The sequence below is a fragment of the Ruegeria sp. BH6 genome (assembly GCF_056538105.1).
This window is the reverse complement of sequence record NZ_JBQFSR010000005.1, coordinates 249078-267636: the sequence shown is the minus strand read 5'-3', so window position 1 is coordinate 267636 and position 18559 is coordinate 249078. Positions and strand designations below refer to the sequence as shown.

Here is an 18559-nt window from a genome sequence, read left to right as displayed (position 1 = left end):
GCATACTATCTGTTTCATGAAATTGCTGATCAGCTTCCCCCCTAACCGTGGGTGCCAGTCATGAGTGTCACCTTGAAAGATGTTGCTGCCCTAGCGGGTGTGTCACGCTCGGCCGTGTCGCGGACCTTTACCGAAGGTGCCTCGGTTTCGGCAAAGACCCGCAGCAAGGTTGAAAAAGCCGCCAAAGAGTTGGGCTACAGCCCCAATGCGCTGGCGTCGTCGCTGACAACCGGGCGGACCAAGCTAATCGGGCTAATTTCCAACAACTTTCACAACCCGATCTTCCTTGAGGTTTTCGACCAGTTCACCCGCGCCCTGCAGGAGCGCGGGCTACGACCCCTGATCGTCAACCTGACGGACGAGACTGAACCGGCCAATTCGGTGCGGATGCTGCGGCAGTATTCTGTGGATGCCGCCATCGTCGCCTCATCGACCCTGCCGCCCAGTTTTGCCAAGGCGTTCCATGATGCTGGCGTGCCGGTGGTGCATACGTTTGGCCGCTCAGCCACGTCGCCCGAAGTGCATGTGGTCGGAATCGACAACGTCGAATGCGGGCGCATGGCGGCGCGGGAATTGCTGGCGCGCGGGTATCGGCGCGTGGGGTATCTGGGGGGGCCAAAAGATGCGACCTCGGCCATGGACCGATATCGCGGCTTTATGGAAGAGGTCGAAAAGCACCCCGAACTTGATGTGTCCCACTCATTCGCGGGAGCCTATTCGTTCGAGGCTGGACGTGCCGAGATGTTGCGACTGCTGGCAGGTGCCCCGGCTGATGGGTATTTTTGCGGTGACGACATTCTGTCGGTTGGGGCGCTGTCCGCCTTGCGCGACCACGGGCTGAAACCCGGCGAAGATATCGGCATCATTGGCCTGAACGACATGGAAATGTCGCGTTGGGAGAACATTGACCTGACCACCATTCATCAGCCGATCAAGCAGATCATCACCTCGTCCGTCGATCTGGTTGAAGAGATGCTGAAAGATCCCAAACGCTATCCCGAAGCGCGAATTTTCCCCTGCCGGGTGATCGAGCGGGGCACATTGCGGCCCCGCCCCTGATTATCGGAACATCGGCGGGCGCGCATCTTTCCACGCGCCGTCTTCTTTGCCTGATGCGACTGCCGCGTGGACGGCAGCAATCGAGCGGACGCCGTCTGAAGCGCCGGGCAGGCCGTCACGGGTTTCTCCGCGGATCGCATCGGCCAGATCGCAATAGATATTGGCGACGGCCAGGGGGAACCCTTCGGGATGCGCAATCGCCACGCGGGACAGGCGCTGCACCTCATCATGCAATCCACCCTCACCCTTTTCAATGATCTGAGTACGCCCCCCCACGGGTGTATAAATCAGCTGGTTGGGCTGTTCCGAGTGCCATCGCACTCCCCCGATTTCGCCAAACACCTGAATGTCGAACCCGTGCTGCCGCCCGATTGCCACGGATGAGGTCCACAGGCGGCCGACTGTGCCGCCCTCCATTCGGAAATTCACCATGGCATCGTCCTCCAGTTCCCGGCTTGGGATGGTCGAGGCCATATCGGCGGACAGTGTTTTGACCTCATCATCGCAGATGAAACTGGCCATATGCAGCGCGTGGATACCGCAATCAGCGAATTGGCCGGACACACCCGCCATGGCCGGATCATACCGCCAACGGACGCGCGGGTTGTCGGCGTCGGTGGCGTCGCCGTGGTGGCCATGGCTAAAATTAGTCACCACCAAGCGCACTTTCCCAATGTCGCCAGCCCGCACCATTGCACGGGCCTGCCGCACCATCGGATAGGCGGAATAGCAATAATTCACTGCACAGATCTTGCCCGAAGCCTCGGCCACGCGGACAATCTCTTCGCCCTCTTCCACGGTCATGGTCATCGGCTTTTCGCACAGCACATTGAATCCGGCTTCAAGAAACGCCTTGGCAATCTCGAAATGGGTTGAGTTTGGCGTGGCAATTGTCACCAGATCAATCCGGTCCTCGCGCCCTTTTTCACCCGCCAGCATTTCCTGCCAATCGCCATAGGCGCGGTCCGCAGCAACACCCAGCCGTTGCGCATATTCCCGACCCACATCGGGGCGGTGATCCAGCGCGCCCGCGGCGAGTTCGAACATCCCGTCCGCCAGCGCTCCCAAACGGTGCGCAGGCCCAATCTGGCTGCCTTCGCCACCACCGATCATGCCCCATCTCAGCTTTGCCATGGTTCTTATCTCTCTTCAGGTTTTACGGTTGCGCGATCAGAAATCGCTTATGTTTTGCCATTGCCGCCGCTCGGACGAGGCCAGCGCTGCAGCCAGCACCCGGTTGACCTCATGCCCGTCTCGGAAGGTCGGCCAGATCGGTTGGCCGGCATGAATGGCTTCAAGGAAATCCTTGGCCTCAATGATAATCTGATCCTGATATCCAGTGCCATGGCCTGGGCCCTGACAGAAGGGTTCGTAATCCGGATGTGCAGGACCGGTCAGAATCTTTGTGAAACCGCGATGCGCCTCGGGGCCTTCGCGACGATAGAACCACAGGGCGTTTTGGTCTTCCTGATCGAAACGCAGCGCGCCTTTGGTGCCCGAAATCTCATACGCATAGCCCATTTTACGCCCGGTTGAGATGCGGCTGACATAGATATTGCCCATCGCGCCATTTTCGAACCGGCACATGATCTGAGCATGGTCGTCATTGGTGACTTTGCCACCGGGACGGGTTTCGTGGACGGTTTCAACCTCGGCCATCACTTCGGCAATCGGCCCCATCAAGGCCAGCGCCCCATTGACCATATGAGGCGCTAAATCGCCAATGGTTCCGTTGGCCATACCCGTTGTGCGCCACGTGGCCGGGGCATCGGGGTCGGCGTAGAAATCCTCGGTATGTTCACCCCGAAACCAGGTGACCTCGCCCAATTCACCGTCGGCAATCAGTTTCCGTGCAAATTGAGTGGCAGGCGTGCGGACGTAGTTGAAACCGACCATGTTTGTGACACCAGCCGCCTCGGCCGCGGCAACCATGGCATCTCCATCAGCCATCGACGCGCCAAGGGGTTTTTCGCACAGAACCGGCTTGCCCAATGCAAAGGCCGTCTCGGCAATCTGACGGTGGGTTTCCTGAGGCGAGGCGATAACCACGGCCTCGACCGCCGGGTCATTGACCAGCGCCTGCCAATCCCCAGTCGCGCGCTTGAATCCATAGGCCACCCGATAGCGTTCGGCGCTTTCAGGGCTTGAGGCACAGATCATTTCCAAACGCGGACGCAACGCGGTGTTGAACACCGCACCTACTGCTGACATCGCGACGGAATGAGCCTTGCCCATATAGCCGCCACCCACAATTCCAATTCCGATTTCAGGCATCTATCACGGCTCCGAACATACTATTTGCAACCGGTTGCAAAATGAGTATCGTGTGAATCGATTCAACGCAAGGTCCAAACTTTGCCGACCCCACTTTGCCGGAGGACATGACGTGAGCGCTTTGATAGACGGTATCAAAGGAAACCGCTTTGCCGTGCTAGGGCGTGCCGGCATGGACCTGTATGCCGATCCCATCGGTGTCAAAAGCGAGGATGCCGACACGTTCCACGCCGATCTGGGCGGGTCATCCGCGAACATCTGCGCTGGCCTGGTCAAGCTGGGCAGTCAGGCGTCGCTGATCACATCAGTCTCGGATGATGCGGTGGGGCGGTTCTGCCTTAACAAGCTGCGCGATTACGGCGTGGACACATCCTATATCCGCGTTCTGGGCGGTGAATACCGCATGTCGCTGGCCGTCTATGAAAGCCGAATCGAGAATTTCCAGAACGTCATCTATCGCAATGGCGCAGTCGATTTTCAGGTCACCGACGAAGATATGGACAGGGTTGATTTCTCGGCTTTCTCTGCTGTGATTTCGGCTGGAACCGTCTTTGCCGCCGAACCCTCGCGCAGCGCCACGTTCCGCGCTTTTGACAATGCCCGCGCGGCTGGTCTTCCGATCATCTTCGACATCGACTATCGCCCCTACAGCTGGCCTTCGGCTGAGGTTGCCGCGGATGTGCTGTCGCGCGCGGGAGACGCCAGCGACCTGATCGTCGGCAATGACGAAGAATTCGGCTTCATGGCTGGCGGTATCGAAAAAGGGTTCGCAAAAGCCAAGGAACTGGCCGAAAAACCCGGCCGGATCGTCATCTACAAGATGGGCGAGAAAGGTGCCGTCACGCTGGTAGACGGTCTGGAAATTGCCACCGGCATATACCCCGTCACCGCCGTTAAACCCAACGGTGCGGGCGACAGTTTTATGGCTGGCCTGCTGGCCTCGATCGCGGCGGGGCACTCACTGAAAGACGCCGTGATGCGCGGCTCAGCTTGCGCATCAATCGTGGTTTCGCAACCCGGTTGCGCCCCCGCCATGCCCACAACACCCGAGCTGGACGCATTTCTTGCCGCCCATCCCGGCCCGACCACATAGGAGACCCCAATGCATATCGCGCCCTATGACAATCAGAACAAACCCATCGTCGATGCCGACGACCCTACGGTGCCTTTGAACTATTTCAACATCGTCAAACTGAAAAAAGGTGAGGTGTTCGAATATCAGGTGCCGGGGTATGAAACCTGCATCGCCCCCGCCACCGGCAGCGTGGATGTCGACGTTGAAGGCGTACAGTTCCCCAAGCTCGGCAACCGGGGTGAAGACGTCTGGGATGGCGAGCCCGAGGGCGTCTATGTCCCCGTCGGCACCAAGGCTCAGATGGTCTGCGTCTCGGACGAGGCCGAAATATTCATCGCTGGGGCCAAATACGACAAGGTACTGGACCCGTTCGATGTGCGCGAGCATGACCTTGTGCAATACGGCAGCGATGACACCAAAACCCATCGCAAGATCAAGCACATCCTCGGTCAGAAACAGCACGACAAAGTAGGTCGTCTGTTGGTCAGTGAGCTGTTCACTGTGGGTCAAGGCGGTTGGTCCGGATTCCCCAGTCACAAGCACGACACCAACCGCCTGCCGGAAGAGTCGCGCCATGACGAGACCTATAACTTCCGCTTCAAGCCCAATTGGGGCTCGGGCCTGCAGATGTTGCAACGCGAAGATAACGAGCCTGGCGATGCTTATCACATCGTCGACGGGTCCACGATTTGCATCGACAAGGGCTATCACCCCTGCTGCGTGCTGCCGGGGTATGAGATGTACTATTTCACCATTCTCGGCGGTCTCAGCCAGAGGTCTCTTGTGCAGTACTTCCAACCAACCCATGCCTACCAGATCGAGACTATTCCGGGCATCAAAGACATGATTGCAAAGTTCAAATGACCCTTGTCACGCTGAAAGACGTTCTGTCCCCTGCTTATGAACAAGGTTATGCCGTGGGTGGCCTGGTTACGCTGGGCTGGGAAGACATGCGCGCCTATGTGGCCGCGGCCGAGGCTGAAAACGCGCCGGTAATCCTGCAAGCGGGCCCCAGCTGCCGCGAACACACGCCGCTGCCTGTGCTGGGCAAGATGTTCCGCCATCTGGCCGAAAACGCTTCGGTCCCTGTCGTCGCGCATCTAGACCACGGCTATACGTATGAGGACTGCAAAATCGCGCTGGACAGCGGGTTTACATCGCTGATGTTCGACGGGTCGCGCAAGCCACTGCGGCAGAATATCGACGAGACCGCCGCGATTGCCGAAATGGCCCACGCGGCGGGGATTTCATGCGAAGGTGAGATCGGCTTTGTCGGCTATTCCGGTGGCGAAGGGTCAAATGGTACCGACCCGACCGAGGCCGCGCAGTTCGCACGTGAAAGCGGTGTAGATGCGATGGCGATTTCTGTCGGTAACGTCCATCTGCAGCAGAACAAGGAAGGCGGCCTAGACGAAGACCGCATCCACCAGATCGACGCCGTGACCGACGTGCCCTTGGTCATTCATGGTGGTTCCGGCGTGCCGGTTGAACAGCGCACCCGCCTGGCCCGCGAGACCTCCATTTGCAAATTCAATATCGGGACCGAGCTGCGCATGGCCTTTGGCGCCGCCCTGCGCGAAGCCGTAAACAGCGACCCCGAAAGGTTCGACCGCGTCACCATTCTAAAAGAAACCCACGACCCGGTCGAAGCCGCCGCACGGCTCGTGATCCGGGCCTTCGGAGCGCCGCCGCAAAGTTAATACCGGAGCATCTAACATATTGCTTCAAAATGGGGATTTTACACTCCACGAATAATCCTGATATTCGTGAGGTATGCAACGAAACGCCGAACGCTTCCTCATTAAGCTCTTGCGGGGCATTTCAACTGACCACATAGAAACTGTTAGGGATGCATGGCGGGCATTACTCTCTGATCAGGAAGAGGCCATCCCGGTCATAAAGAAAAAACTCAACTCCAATGCCTGGAAAAACAATCCTCCGGGTCCTTTACCAAAGTACTTTGGTATCCTGTTGGCCCTGCTAAGCGAGATGGACGGCGACGCGTTCCGGCAGGAAGTCATGCGGCTGGGATCGATCAAACTGCATCCAGTTCATCGCAGAACGCTGAACGTTTTGGCAAAACGGCTGGAAGATGCACCTTCAGTTTATTTGGCCGAAACCGTTCCAGTATTCATTGCCAATGACGTCGCAAATTCGCGCCGCGTCATTCGTAACCTTCAGCGTTGGAGCAAAACCAAAGGATTGTCGTTAAACGACGTGACCCGTTTCGACGTTATCGCCGAGCGGCCTGAGCTTGACTATCTGGGCAGGTACAACCTGTTCTTCTCTGGCATTGTGCTGACCCAACCAACGATCCAACTCAAAGGTCTGATTAGTTGGATTGAAACACTCAACAATGAAGTCACCTTTTACCACGAGGTCGGCCATCACGTTCTTGGGCACAGTGAGGGTGGACAGGTGGCCGAGCAAGAAGGGGAAGCCAACGCCTATGCCCGGTCCATGATCCGCGCGTCGAGACCGTTTTTCTTTTTCGTTGTGGACGTGTTCAAAAAGCCACTGAAGCTAGTCCTCAAACCCTTATTTCCGCAAAGCAAACGTAACTCAAAGCGCGCCACGTAGACCGATCGGACCTACCCGTCGCGCTCCATGATCCATTCAACCTCGGGAGCGGGTACAAAACGCCACTTGCGTAAAGGTCCGGCCATGACGTTCAGGTAGTACATCTCGAACCCATAAGGCGCGCCGCAAGGGTGATGGCCGCGCGGGACAGTCACGACGTCGCCGTCTGAGACTGCCATCGTCTCATCCAATTGACCGTCATCGGTATAGACCCGCTGAATGCCAAAGCCGTTGGCTGGGTTCAGGCGGTGGTAGTAGGTCTCTTCCAAATAGGTGATCCGCGGGTAATCATCTTCGTCATGTCGGTGGCTAGGATACGATGACCAGTGCCCGTTCGGCGTAAACACCTCGGTCACCAGCAGACTGTCAGCATAATCCTCGGCTTCCATCGCGATGTTGTTGATATAGCGCGTGTTCACCCCTTTGCCGCGTTCGGTCAGAGTGATGCCGTCGGGCCCGATCCGCCGCGCCGCGTGCCCGCCCTGGCCGGGGGCGGTGCAGACGGCGATGACGCAATCGGTTTCGGCGATGGCCTGCCACTCAGTTCCGTTTGGCAGATACAGGCAGTGCGGCGGGGTCTTCTCAAAGACATTCATCCGGTCTCCCAGAACACCCCAATCCTGGCCGCCACCAGTGATCTGCGCCTTGCCCTCGACCATGACCAAAATGACCTCGCGCTCACCAGTGGCCTCAGCCGCCTTATCCCCTGCGCGCAGATGATAGAGGCCGAACCCGACATACTGCCAACTCGCACTGGCCGGGGTGATGTCATGGACCTTGCCACGGGTACCGAAGGGTTTCTTAAGCAGGTCTGCCATTTTAGCCTCCTTGATGTTCTTGCTTCAGGCAGCTTGCCTTGTGTGCAGGGCGGATAGCGCCTCGGCCAGAATTGTTTCGGTCCAGCCCTCGACCACGGCCCTTCGCAGGATATCGGCCTGACTTTCCGGCGCGTTGCCTCCGATCGGAGGATCCGTGTCCAGATTTGTCGGAAACGGGTAGCCTTCCGCTGTGGCGGCGATGGCGGCGTCCAGTTCTGCTCCTGCCAGCTCGCCGCGCTGTTTCAGGGCAACAAGAGACGGGAAAACCTCCAGCGCCATGGCGCGGCGATCCACCGCCTCCATCGCACGCCCGAACGCGGATGAGATTTGCAGCAGGTTGGCCATCCTGTGGATGTCGGCGCTGCTGTTTTCACCCGCCGCGTGAAACAGCGCCGGGTTGAAAAACACTGCATCACCTTTTGCCAGTGGCAGTTGAACATAATTGTCTTCGAAATGATCCTGATGGGCAGTATCGTGAAACGCCAGATATCCTGATGGGTAAAGCTGTGAGAACGGCAACAGCTTTGTCGGCCCACTTTCCACTGGCATATCACAATGGGCAATCGCCCCCTGTAACGTCAGCGACGCAGTCACAAGATGGGCATGGGCCGGGTACTGGGCGGCACTGTCCGCGCTTTGAAACCCAAGGTGGTAATCCCGATGCGCCTGCTGCGCCTTACCGCCGGGACGCACCTGATTGACCTGCGCGGTGAGCTGATAGTTCGGGCCTAACCATGCCTCGCACGCTGCCGCAATCGCGGTATTCCCGAAATACAGCGCAAAGCCTTCGGGGTCGCGAAGGCACTGTTTTTGCAGCGCGTTCCAGATCCGATCATTCGCGCCCGAGACCGCAAAGTGATCGCCCTCGCCCGCCCCGCTTTGGCGTTCCTCGTCAATAAGCTCTCGGAAGATTTCGGTGGCGCGGTCGATGATAGAAGTATCCGCATACGCCCCCTTGAGGGCGATCACGCCAGCGGACTTGTCCAGCACCCAAGCCCATTCCGCCAGCACTGCCCGGCGTGTATCGGGCCGTTCCAATGCCGGGCGCAACGCCTGCATGTCATAGACAGGAATGTTCTTTTCAACCGACGCGGCAAGGGGCACCGCGTCGGCCAAAAGACTTTGCGAGGTCAACACCTTAAATTCATCCAGATCGCAGGATTCCCGGTCGAAATAGCCGACATATCCGAGGTCTTGATTTACCATGACTTTTTCCTTTCTCATGGCTTTTGGTGTTGCTCTCTTGGGCGGCGTGTTACGCCTTGATCTTCAACCCTGCCGTTCCGCACACGTCCACAATGTGGTCGTAACCCATCTTGGAGTATTCATAGGGTGGCGCCTTGGCTGGGTCCTGTTCCGCCTCGACCACGATCCAGCCGTCGTAGTCCATCGCCTTCAGCGCGTTTGCAATCGCCTGGAAATCAATGCAGCCGTCGCTGGGCACGGTAAAAGCCCCGGCGATAACGGCATCCAGAAAACTGCGGTTTTTTTCGCGCGTATCCTGTACCACGGCGGGCCGGATATCCTTGAAATGCACATGATGCACCCGGTCGCCCCAGCGGTTCAGGGTGGCCAGCACATCGCCGCCGCCAAACAGCAGGTGGCCGGTGTCAAAGCACAGCTTCACCTCGGGGCCCGACCCCTCCATCAGCCAGTTCACCTCATCTTCGGTTTCGATGATCGTGCCCATGTGATGGTGATAGGCCATCGTCATGCCCTGATCGCCCATCCACTTGGCCAGATCGGTGATCTTAGCCGCATAGGCCATAACCTCATCTTTCGACAGTTTGGGGCGGTGGTTGACCGGCGTTCCAATCTGCCCCTGCACGGTGTTCGAACACTCGGCGTAAACGATGCAGGGACTGTTTAGGGCTACGAATTGCTCGACCTGCGCGCGCACAGCTTCGCGTTCAGTTGCAAAGTCATTGACCAGCGACGCGCCCGAGCACCAGCCACCGCACAGCGCAATGTCGTTGCCGTCGAGATAGGCGCGCAAACCTTCGGTATCGCTGGGCATTCGCTGGCCCCGTTCGACGCCTGTATAGCCGATCTCACGCGCCTCTTTCAGCGCCTGCTCCATGGTGAAGGCCGCAGTAATGTCCGGCAGGTCATCATTCTGCCAGGCGATCGGAGAGATTCCGATTTTTACGCTCATTTCGTGTTTCTTTCCTTGATAGCAACCTCGTAGGCCGCCCGTTTTTCATTCACTTCGGGGCGGATGCTGACCTCGGGAACGGCCACTTCCCACCATGTTCCGCCATGTTCGGTCGAGGGGTACGGATCAGTGTCGATAACCACCACATTCGGCCCCTTGATCTCGCCGCGTTTAGCCAGCGCCTCCTCAAGCTCGGCAATCGAGCTGACCTTAACCGAAGTCGCCCCCATCGCCGCCGCATGGGCAGCAAAGTCGATGGCAGATGGCGTTTCGTGCACCGCATGATCCAGCAGGTTGTTAAACTCAGCCCCGCCCGTGCCCATCTGCAGCCGGTTGATACAGCCAAACCCGCGATTGTCGGTGATGACGACCGTAAACGAAATTCCCATCATCGCTGCCGTCGCCATTTCCGAATTCGCCATCATATAGGTGCCGTCGCCGGTAAAGCAGATCACATCACGTTCCGGTTGAGCCATCTTGATCCCCATGGCACCAGCGATTTCATAGCCCATACAGCTGAACCCGTATTCCATGTGATACGAACCCGGGCGCGGCGCTTTCCACAGCTTGTGCAACTCACCCGGCATGGTGCCCGCCGCACACATCACAACGGTGTCGTTGTGCGAGGCGCGTTGAACCGCACCCACCACCTGCATGTCGGTCGGCAGAGCGTTGCCGTCCCCCGGCGCATCGGTCAGCTTATCGACCTTGCCAAACCATTCAGCCTTCAGCGTGTCGGCCACCGGATCGACACGGTATCCTTGCAAGGCCGTGCCCAGCTCTTGCAGCCCGACTTGCGCGTCGGATTGCAGTGGCATGGCGCCGTGTTTTTCGGCGTCATAGGCAGCTGTGTTCAGGCAAATCGTCTCACGTTCGGGATTCGAGAACAGGCCCCATGAACCTGTGGTGAAATCCTGCAACCGCGTGCCGACTGCCAGAACCAGATCGGCGGCGGCACAAACGTCATTGGCGGGCTCACCGCCAGTGACGCCAACCGGCCCTAGATTCAAAGGGTGATCCCAGGCCAGTGCCGATTTACCAGCCTGCGTCTCGGCAACGGGGACGTTGTGCGTCTCAGCAAAGCTTTGCAGTGCATCGGTCGCGCCCGAGTAATGCACCCCACCCCCGGCAACGATAACCGGACGCTTCGCTGCCTTGATGGCCGCGACGGCACGCGCCAGTTCGCCTTCATCCGGGCGGATACGGCGCTGATACCAGACCCGCGGCTCAAAAAAGCTTTCGGGATAGTCATAAGCTTCGGCCTGCACGTCCTGACAAAAGGCCAATGTTGCCGGTCCGCAATCGGCCGGGTCCGTCATGGTGCGGAAGGCACGCGGCAGTGCGGTCAGCAGATGTTCGGGGCGCGAGATACGGTCATAATAGCGGCTGACCGGGCGGAAACAGTCATTGGCGCTGACGGTGCCGTCGCCAAAGCTTTCGATCTGTTGCAATACCGGATCGGGTCCACGCGTGGCGAATACATCACCGGGGACGATCAGAACCGGCAGGCGGTTTACATGCGCCAGCGCGGCCGCTGTCACCATATTGGTCGCGCCCGGCCCGATCGACGAGGTCACCGCCATCGCCCGGGTACGCCGCATCTGCTTGGCATAGGCAATCGCGCAATGCGCCATGGTCTGCTCGTTATGGCCGCGATAAGTGGGAAGGGTGTCTTTGACAGCGTGCAGCGCCTCACCCAGACCTGCCACATTGCCGTGGCCGAAAATGGCCCAGACACCAGCGATGAACGGCTCTCCGGCCTCGTTCATCTGCGCACCCAGATAGCGCACCAAAGCTTGCGCTGCGGTCAGTCGGACTGTTTTGCCCATTGTGATCCCTTTCAACACAAGGCCGATTTGGCCAAGCCTGCAATTTTGTTTGATGTCGGGCCGTGGGCCCAAAATGGGGGAACGGGGTTAAACCGTTCCGCCCAAGGACCCTTCCAGTTCGGCCAGTTCCTGACCGCCTGCCATCAGGTCCTGCAACTCTTCTGGCGTGATTTCCCCGCGCCGTGCAGTGCCCAGCGTCTTGCCCCGATTCAACACGGTAAAGCGGTCGCCCACAGCCAGCGCGTGGCGCACGTTGTGGCTGATGAAAACAACGCCTACGCCTTGACTGCGAACCTTGTCGATGGTCGCCAACACGTTCGAGGTCTGGCGTACACCAAGGGCCGAGGTCGGTTCGTCCAGGATCAGAATCTTGGCGCCGAAATGAACCGCCCGAGCAATGGCCACCGTCTGACGTTCACCGCCCGACAAGGTACCCACGGCCTGATCGGGACCACGCAAGTTGATGCCCATTTTTCGCATCTCTTCCATAGTGATTTCATCGGCCAGTTTCTTGTCGAAGAAATTGATCCCCGCGACTTTGCGCGTTGGTTCATTCCCCATAAAGAAGTTCCGGCTGACGCTCATTAGTGGGATCATCGCCAGATGCTGGTGTACGGTGGCAATTCCCGCTGCAATCGCATCACGCGGATCTTCGAAATGCATCGGCTTATCTTCAAAGAAGATCTCGCCGGCGGTGGGCTTGTGTACGCCCGACATGGTCTTGATGAAGGTCGACTTGCCCGCGCCATTGTCGCCCAGCAAACAGTGGCATTCGCCGGAACACAGATCAAAGCTGACACCGGCCAGCGCAATCACCGAACCGAAATGCTTTTGAATGTCGACCATCCGAATAATCGGTTTCTTGGCCTGCGCGTCGCCGTGGTGGAACTTGGTGTCTTCGGTCATCTCAGCGTTCTCCTGTGATGATGCGACGGATGTAGGTGTTCAGGATCACAGCACCCAGAAGGATGACGCCCAGGAACACCCGGAATAGCGAGCTTTCGACACCGGCAAAGAACAGACCCTGCTGCACGACGCCAAAGATCAACGCGCCCAACGCCGCCCCAAGGACCGAGCCATAGCCACCGGTTAGCAATGCGCCGCCAATGACCACGGCGATGATCGCCTCGAATTCTTTCAGCAACCCGCGATCCGCACCGGCCGAACCAAACTCCATCACCTGACAGGTGGCGAAAACCGTGGCGCAAAAGGCAGTGAACATGAACATCAGCACCTTGACCCGATTCACCGGCACGCCTGAGTTCCGGGCCGCTTCGGCGTCACCACCGGCAGCAAAAATCCAGTTCCCGAATTTAGTCTTGGTCAACAGCACATGGCCAAAGATGATCAGCCCGATTGCCCAGATCAGCAACATGGGAATTCCATCGACGACCGGCTGCCCTTCACGTGTACCACGTGAGAACGTTTCGATCAGGCCATTGTTGCCCAGCCAGACAAAGAAGCCTTGAAACACCTTGCCGCCAAACACCCACGCCAACCAATCGCCCTCGGCCACGTCCTTGATGCCGCCAATGATGGTTTTGCGTTCGATAGTCTGCGGCAGGTAGATCGTGAAACCGCGCAAGATGAACAGAAATGCCAGCGTGACGATAAAACTAGGCAGCCCCGTTCGTATGACGATGTAGCCGTTCAGCGCGCCGATAGAGACACACAGGGCAAATGTCACCAGGATCGCCATCCAGACCGGCCAGCTGAGCGTGACCGAAAAGATTGCGATCATCATGCCCGCGAAACCAATCATCGAACCGACGGACAGGTCAAATTCACCCGCGATCATCAGCAGGCAGGCCCCTACCGCGATGATCATGAATTGCGCCGAGACAATGGACCAGTTCATGATGCCCTGGCTATTGAACATGCCGCTGTCAAAAGCAAAAAGCAGGAAAAAGGTGAAAACAGCAACTGTCCCGACCATGCCGCCCAATTCGGGGCGGATCAGGGCGCGACGCAGTGGCGAGATCTCTTTGATCCGTTCGTCACCGCCTGCCGTGGATTGAACTGTCTCAGACATTGTGGTTCTCCCTCGCGCGGGTTTCCGAGTGTTGGAGTGGGCGGCGGGCGCACTCCTCTTGCGCCCGCCGCATTGTTAAATCAGCGGTATTCGCCCGCGAACTCTTCGATTTTTGTCAGGCCGTCCGCTGTTACAAAACCGGGACCCGAGTTGATATTGTTGCCCGGCAGGACGCCATAGCGGTGGTAATTGGCCAAAACCACAACCGGCAGATAGGCCTGCAGGAACGGCTGCTGGTCGATACCCCACTGGATGGTGCCGTCCTTGATGCCTTTGACGATTTCACCGCCCAGATCGAACGTGCCGAAATAAATGTCACCGGCCATGCCATTTTCCTGCAGCGCCAGAATGGTCGGGTCTGCCGATGTCGGACCAAGCGTCAGAACAGCGTCGGTTTCAGGGTTTGCGGAAAGATAGGCCAGAACCCGGTTCTTGATTTCAGCGGGGTCCTGACCGGCGTCGATCATCTGCTCGCCCAGTTCCACACCCAGACCATCGGCAAAACCTTGGCACCGCTCTTGGCTTGAGGGTTGAACGATATAGTGGTTCACACACAAGAAGGACCCGATCCCGTCCGCCTTGGCCCGCTGACCGGCAGCCAGACCCGCATCATATTCAGGCTGCCCCACATACATCAAAGCGCCAACTTCACGCGCCTTTTCGGGCGTGCCGGTGTTCATGATGATCACGTCGATGCCGGAATCCACCGCTGCCTTGATTGGACCTTCCAGAATGTCCGGGTCGGCCAGCGTGGTAATGATGCCATTGGGGCCAGACGCCGCTGCCTGGTCGATGATCCGTGCCATGTCAGCCAGGTCACCTGTGGGCGGGTTGCGGTATTCAACCTCGACACCCATCTGTTCGCCCGCCAGGGCAATGCCATTTTTGATTGTGTTCCACCAGCTGTCGCTGTCAGGGGCGTGGCTGACCAGAATGTATTTCTCACCCTCAGCCGCAACGCCGGTAGCGGTGACCAGCGCCAGCGCGCTGGCAGCCAGGGCGCTTTTTACGAACTTATTCATTTGGTTTCCTCCCATAAAAACAGTTTGTCTTTATTGCCGGGGCAGCAGCCCCAGTTATTCGGACCGGCCGAATCTCCTCCGCTCCGGGAATCTGGCGGAGCTTTCCCCAGTTTCCGGATATCCGCTCATTTTGCAACCGGTTTCAAAACATCGGCCATTGCAACAGGCTGCCCTGATTGGGCCGAACGGTTCGCAGCTTCGGCCATGGCCAGGGCAGCAACCCCGTCTTCCAGCGTCACTGGCATTGACGAACCGGACTGCACCGCCTGCACAAACGCATCCCATTCTGCGCGGTATGCAGGCATATAGCGTTCCAGGAAAAAATAGGTCGGCTTCGCCCCAGTGATGCCGTCGGCTGTTGACTTGACCACCGCGTTTTCCAGAATGTTATGAGCCTGCAACAGCCCGCCCGACCCAAGCATTTCGATCCGCTGGTCATAACCGTAGACAGCACGCCGCGAATTCTTGATCACCGCAATCTGACCGCTTGCATAAGTCATTGTTACAACAGCTGTATCCACGTCGCCCGCCCGTCCGATTTCGGGATCGACAATCGAGGTGCCGAAGGCCGAAATCTGCACCGGCAACTGCCCCATCAGATAGTTCGCCATATCGAAATCATGGATCATCATGTCCCGGAATAGACCACCCGAGACCTTGATATAGCTGACGGGCGGAGGGGCCGGATCAAAAGACGTAATCGACAACAACTCGGGCGCGCCAATTTCACCCTGATCGGCTGCGGATTTCAGAGCCGAAAAGCTGGGATCGAACCGGCGATTGAACCCAACCATCACCGGCTGGCCGGTTTCCGCCGCAACGGCTTGGCAGGCAAGTGCCCGTTCAAGGCTGAGATCGACGGGTTTTTCACACAGAACCGCCTTGCCCGCCCGTGTAGCGGCCTCAATCAAGTCAGAATGGGTGTCAGTCGGCGTCGCGATCAGGACGGCATCAATCGACGGGTCTGCGATGATCTCCATCGAGTCGCGCGTGGTTGCCCCCTGTTCAGTGGCAAGGCTTTCAGCCGCATCGGAAATCGCGTCAGAGACAGCGCACAGCTGGCTTTGCGAATGCGCAGCGATGGCCTGTGCATGTACGCGACCAATACGTCCGGCACCAAGCAATCCGATTCTGAGCATGCAGGCCTCCCGATTCTTTAATTCGAGGATACCATGATTTTCTTTGCAACCGGTTGCAAGATATTTTTCAACTTACTTGATACGATGAGGCTTAAAGGGCTCCGCCCCACGTGAGCGGGCCCCAGTAAACCGCCGTCCATTTCAAGTGGTGCGATCTTTGCCCTACCCGCGCTCTTGCGCTGCCACCAGGGCCAGCCCCTCGGCCACGGCGGTAAAGACAGAGGCAAAGGAATGCTCGGCCGAAGGGAAAACGCCACGCATCGTTTCGGGCACGACGCCCATCAGGCTAGAACCCCCGACATAGACGACGCGGTCGATCTGCTGTGCAGTCAGATCAGCCTGGCGCAGAACTTCGCGTGCCCCCGTGTCCAACTGCGCGGCATGCGCGGCAAGGCTTTCGGCCACCAACACATCACTGAGTTGCGCGGTCAACCCCGTCTCGAGCATGTTCAGCGTGATGGCCGGATCATTCGCCCCTGAGTTCACGGCTATTTTCCCGCGCTCCACCGCAAAGGCCAGTTCGTGACCCAATTCGTGTTCAAGCACTGTTGCAAGCCGCGCTAACCGCTTGGGGGACTCGGCCAGCTTCAGCATATCGCCCACCATGCGGCGGTTCTGGGCCGTGTACAGAAAAGGGACCATTTCCCAGGTCGCAAGGTCATTGAAGATCGCGTTGGGCGTCTGCGACACACCTTTGCCAAAAACATCTCGAACCATCGACCCTTTACCCAACAGGGGCATGACCTGATTGATGCTTATTGTACGATCAAAATCCGTACCGCCAATTCGTACCCCGTGGTTGGCCAGAATCTCGACCTCTGCGGACCTAGTGCGGAAAACCGAAAAATCTGACGTTCCGCCACCGATATCCACAACCAATCCAACCGTGTCATCTGGCCCGGCCGCACCATTCGCAATGGCAGCCGCGGCGGGCTCAGGGCAGAACCGGATGTCGGTAAATCCAGCGGCCTCATAACACGCGTGCAAATCAGCCTCAGCCTGCGCCTCGCGCGGATCGCCCGAGCCATGAAATACCACGGGCCGTCCCGAGACCACGCGGGTGCAAGACACGCCACGCTCGGCCTCGGCCCGCTCTCGAAGCCTGCGCAAGAAAGATCCGATTATCTCGACGAAAGTCACCCTCTGGTTCAGGATCTGGCGCTTTTCATGCATCAACGTGGTGCCCAGCACGCGTTTGAGGGCGCGCATAAATCGCCCCTCCAACCCTTCAAGCAACGCCTGATTAGCAGACTCGCCGATCAGGGTTTCGCGGGTTTCGAAATCAAAGAAAAAGGTTGTGGGAAGGGTCGTGGCGGCGGCGTCGAACCGCACCAAACGGGGTGCACCCGCGTCCACATATGCCACCGCCGAGTTCGACGTGCCAAAATCAATGCCAATCCACGGGCTGCTGGGGGCCATGGCGCATGTCTCCGAGATGTCTGAGCAAAGACGACAGGGCCTAGAGCGTTCGCAGCCCAGGGTCAATGGACAAACTTGACCGGCTGGATCGGCTGAAACTGGCGGATATTATTCGCGCTTTTCCGACCATCCTCGTCTGAAGGACGTTGGCGCCTCGCCATAACGCTTTTTGAAACGCACCGTAAGCTGGGTCGCACTGCCAAACCCCGTGGCCGCAGCGATTTCGGTAACGGGCAATTCGGTTTCGCTGAGCAGTGCATAAGCGCGCGCAACGCGCAATTCGATGTAAAACTGCACAGGTGAAACTTCGACATATTTCTGGAACAGGCGCTCCAACTGGCGGCGTGATATCTGAACAGCCTCTGCTATTTCCGAGATATCCAACGGATCCTCCAGGTTCTCATGCATGATCTGCATGGCGTTGATCAGGTACTGGTTGCGGCTACCCAAAGCCACCGAAAAGGCTGATTTCTGGAGGGTTTTGCGGTTGTTCGATCGAAAATGAATGCACATGTCGGAAACGATGACGGCCAGATCCTTTCCGAAATCAGACTCGATCATATCCAGCATCATATCGGTCGCCGCATTGCCGCCGCCGCATGTCATAAGCTCATTATCGATTTCATACAGGTTTGCAGAAGGTTCCAGCCCTTCAAAATGCTCGATAAAGGCGGGGTGGTTTTCCCAGTGTAAGGTGAACCGCTTTCCGGTTAGCGCTCCGGCTTTGGCAAGTGCAAATGCACCGGTGCAAATACCACCAAGCTTGCAGCCAAAGGCCTTCTGGCGACTGATCCACGACAGTACCTTGGGATTGGTGCTTTCTGCCGGTTCTATGCCAGAGCAGACGAACATCCTTGATAGGCGCGGTAGGTTTTGCAGTGCAGTGTCCGGGGTGATTTCAATTCCGTTTGAGCATTGAACCGGGTTTCCATCTTCGGTGATCAGATACCATTTGTAGAGCTCTCTGTTCGTGACCTGATTGGCGATCCTCAACGGCTCGACAGCTGCGCTAAAGGCTAGCATGGTTAGTTTCGGCAGAAGCAGGAAATAGATCTCTTTGGCTGGCCCGTCATGATCTATGCGAAAACTGGCCGCCCCTTTTGGGATGAAGTTCTTGGGGCTCATTCTATTTCCTCCCAATACCAAACGAGATGGGT

17 protein-coding genes are annotated in these 18559 nt (G+C 58.0%); 5 read left to right on the top strand and 12 right to left on the bottom strand.

Going from position 1 to position 18559, the window contains the following annotated elements; all coding sequences use genetic code 11:
- The first annotated feature begins 60 nt into the window (after nt 1-60).
- Complete coding sequence (locus tag ACR0B8_RS13265) at nt 61-1059, top strand: LacI family DNA-binding transcriptional regulator (RefSeq protein ID WP_170350473.1); 999 nt, start codon at nt 61-63, stop codon at nt 1057-1059.
- On the opposite strand, the gene ACR0B8_RS13260 is transcribed toward ACR0B8_RS13265, so the two are convergent.
- Nucleotides 1060-2193, bottom strand: a complete 1134-nt coding sequence (locus tag ACR0B8_RS13260) for a Gfo/Idh/MocA family protein (RefSeq protein ID WP_226689378.1) — start codon at nt 2191-2193, stop codon at nt 1060-1062.
- Nucleotides 2194-2229: 36 nt separating this feature from the next.
- The gene (locus ACR0B8_RS13255) at nt 2230-3333 is read right to left on the bottom strand and encodes a Gfo/Idh/MocA family protein (protein ID WP_226689377.1); all 1104 of its coding nucleotides are present in this window, start codon (nt 3331-3333) and stop codon (nt 2230-2232) included.
- A 112-nt stretch (nt 3334-3445) separates the two neighbouring features.
- Here ACR0B8_RS13255 and iolC point away from each other — a divergent pair, with 112 nt between their 5' ends.
- From iolC to ACR0B8_RS13235, 4 genes are all read left to right on the top strand, one after another.
- Complete coding sequence (gene iolC / locus ACR0B8_RS13250; protein ID WP_226689376.1) at nt 3446-4426, top strand: 5-dehydro-2-deoxygluconokinase; 981 nt, start codon at nt 3446-3448, stop codon at nt 4424-4426.
- Nucleotides 4427-4435: 9 nt separating this feature from the next.
- Nucleotides 4436-5272 (top strand): 5-deoxy-glucuronate isomerase, encoded by an 837-nt coding sequence (locus ACR0B8_RS13245; protein WP_170361572.1) that lies wholly within the window; start codon nt 4436-4438, stop codon nt 5270-5272.
- On the top strand, nt 5269-6108 hold the full coding sequence (locus ACR0B8_RS13240; protein WP_226689375.1) for a class II fructose-bisphosphate aldolase: 840 nt from the start codon (nt 5269-5271) through the stop codon (nt 6106-6108). The genes ACR0B8_RS13245 and ACR0B8_RS13240 overlap by 4 nt, the downstream gene beginning before the upstream one ends.
- A gap of 73 nt (nt 6109-6181) precedes the next feature.
- Nucleotides 6182-6988, top strand: a complete 807-nt coding sequence (locus ACR0B8_RS13235) for a hypothetical protein (RefSeq protein ID WP_480658689.1) — start codon at nt 6182-6184, stop codon at nt 6986-6988.
- Nucleotides 6989-6999: 11 nt separating this feature from the next.
- Here ACR0B8_RS13235 and iolB read toward each other — a convergent pair whose 3' ends face one another.
- The 10 genes from iolB to ACR0B8_RS13185 form a co-directional block, all read right to left on the bottom strand.
- Nucleotides 7000-7806 carry a 5-deoxy-glucuronate isomerase gene (gene iolB / locus ACR0B8_RS13230; protein ID WP_170377608.1) on the bottom strand — a complete coding sequence of 269 codons (807 nt, stop codon included), beginning with the start codon at nt 7804-7806 and terminating at the stop codon, nt 7000-7002.
- A gap of 24 nt (nt 7807-7830) precedes the next feature.
- Nucleotides 7831-9012: a phytanoyl-CoA dioxygenase family protein gene (locus ACR0B8_RS13225; protein WP_226689373.1), complete on the bottom strand. Its 1182-nt coding sequence runs from the start codon at nt 9010-9012 to the stop codon at nt 7831-7833.
- 49 nt (nt 9013-9061) lie between these two features.
- Nucleotides 9062-9961: a myo-inosose-2 dehydratase gene (iolE, locus tag ACR0B8_RS13220; RefSeq protein ID WP_480658686.1), complete on the bottom strand. Its 900-nt coding sequence runs from the start codon at nt 9959-9961 to the stop codon at nt 9062-9064.
- The gene (gene iolD / locus ACR0B8_RS13215) at nt 9958-11790 is read right to left on the bottom strand and encodes a 3D-(3,5/4)-trihydroxycyclohexane-1,2-dione acylhydrolase (decyclizing) (RefSeq protein WP_170350491.1); all 1833 of its coding nucleotides are present in this window, start codon (nt 11788-11790) and stop codon (nt 9958-9960) included. Before iolD ends, iolE begins: the two co-directional genes overlap by 4 nt.
- An 87-nt stretch (nt 11791-11877) precedes the next feature.
- The gene (locus tag ACR0B8_RS13210; RefSeq protein WP_170350493.1) at nt 11878-12696 is read right to left on the bottom strand and encodes an ATP-binding cassette domain-containing protein; all 819 of its coding nucleotides are present in this window, start codon (nt 12694-12696) and stop codon (nt 11878-11880) included.
- Between the two features lies 1 nt (nt 12697).
- Nucleotides 12698-13822: an ABC transporter permease gene (locus ACR0B8_RS13205; RefSeq protein WP_170350495.1), complete on the bottom strand. Its 1125-nt coding sequence runs from the start codon at nt 13820-13822 to the stop codon at nt 12698-12700.
- An 80-nt stretch (nt 13823-13902) separates the two neighbouring features.
- The gene (locus ACR0B8_RS13200; protein ID WP_170350497.1) at nt 13903-14844 is read right to left on the bottom strand and encodes a sugar ABC transporter substrate-binding protein; all 942 of its coding nucleotides are present in this window, start codon (nt 14842-14844) and stop codon (nt 13903-13905) included.
- 125 nt (nt 14845-14969) lie between these two features.
- The gene (gene iolG / locus ACR0B8_RS13195; protein ID WP_226689370.1) at nt 14970-15983 is read right to left on the bottom strand and encodes an inositol 2-dehydrogenase; all 1014 of its coding nucleotides are present in this window, start codon (nt 15981-15983) and stop codon (nt 14970-14972) included.
- Between the two features lie 162 nt (nt 15984-16145).
- On the bottom strand, nt 16146-17402 hold the full coding sequence (locus ACR0B8_RS13190) for an Hsp70 family protein (protein WP_480658683.1): 1257 nt from the start codon (nt 17400-17402) through the stop codon (nt 16146-16148).
- A 108-nt stretch (nt 17403-17510) separates the two neighbouring features.
- The gene (locus tag ACR0B8_RS13185; protein ID WP_170361543.1) at nt 17511-18527 is read right to left on the bottom strand and encodes a GlxA family transcriptional regulator; all 1017 of its coding nucleotides are present in this window, start codon (nt 18525-18527) and stop codon (nt 17511-17513) included.
- Nucleotides 18528-18559 lie beyond the last annotated feature (32 nt).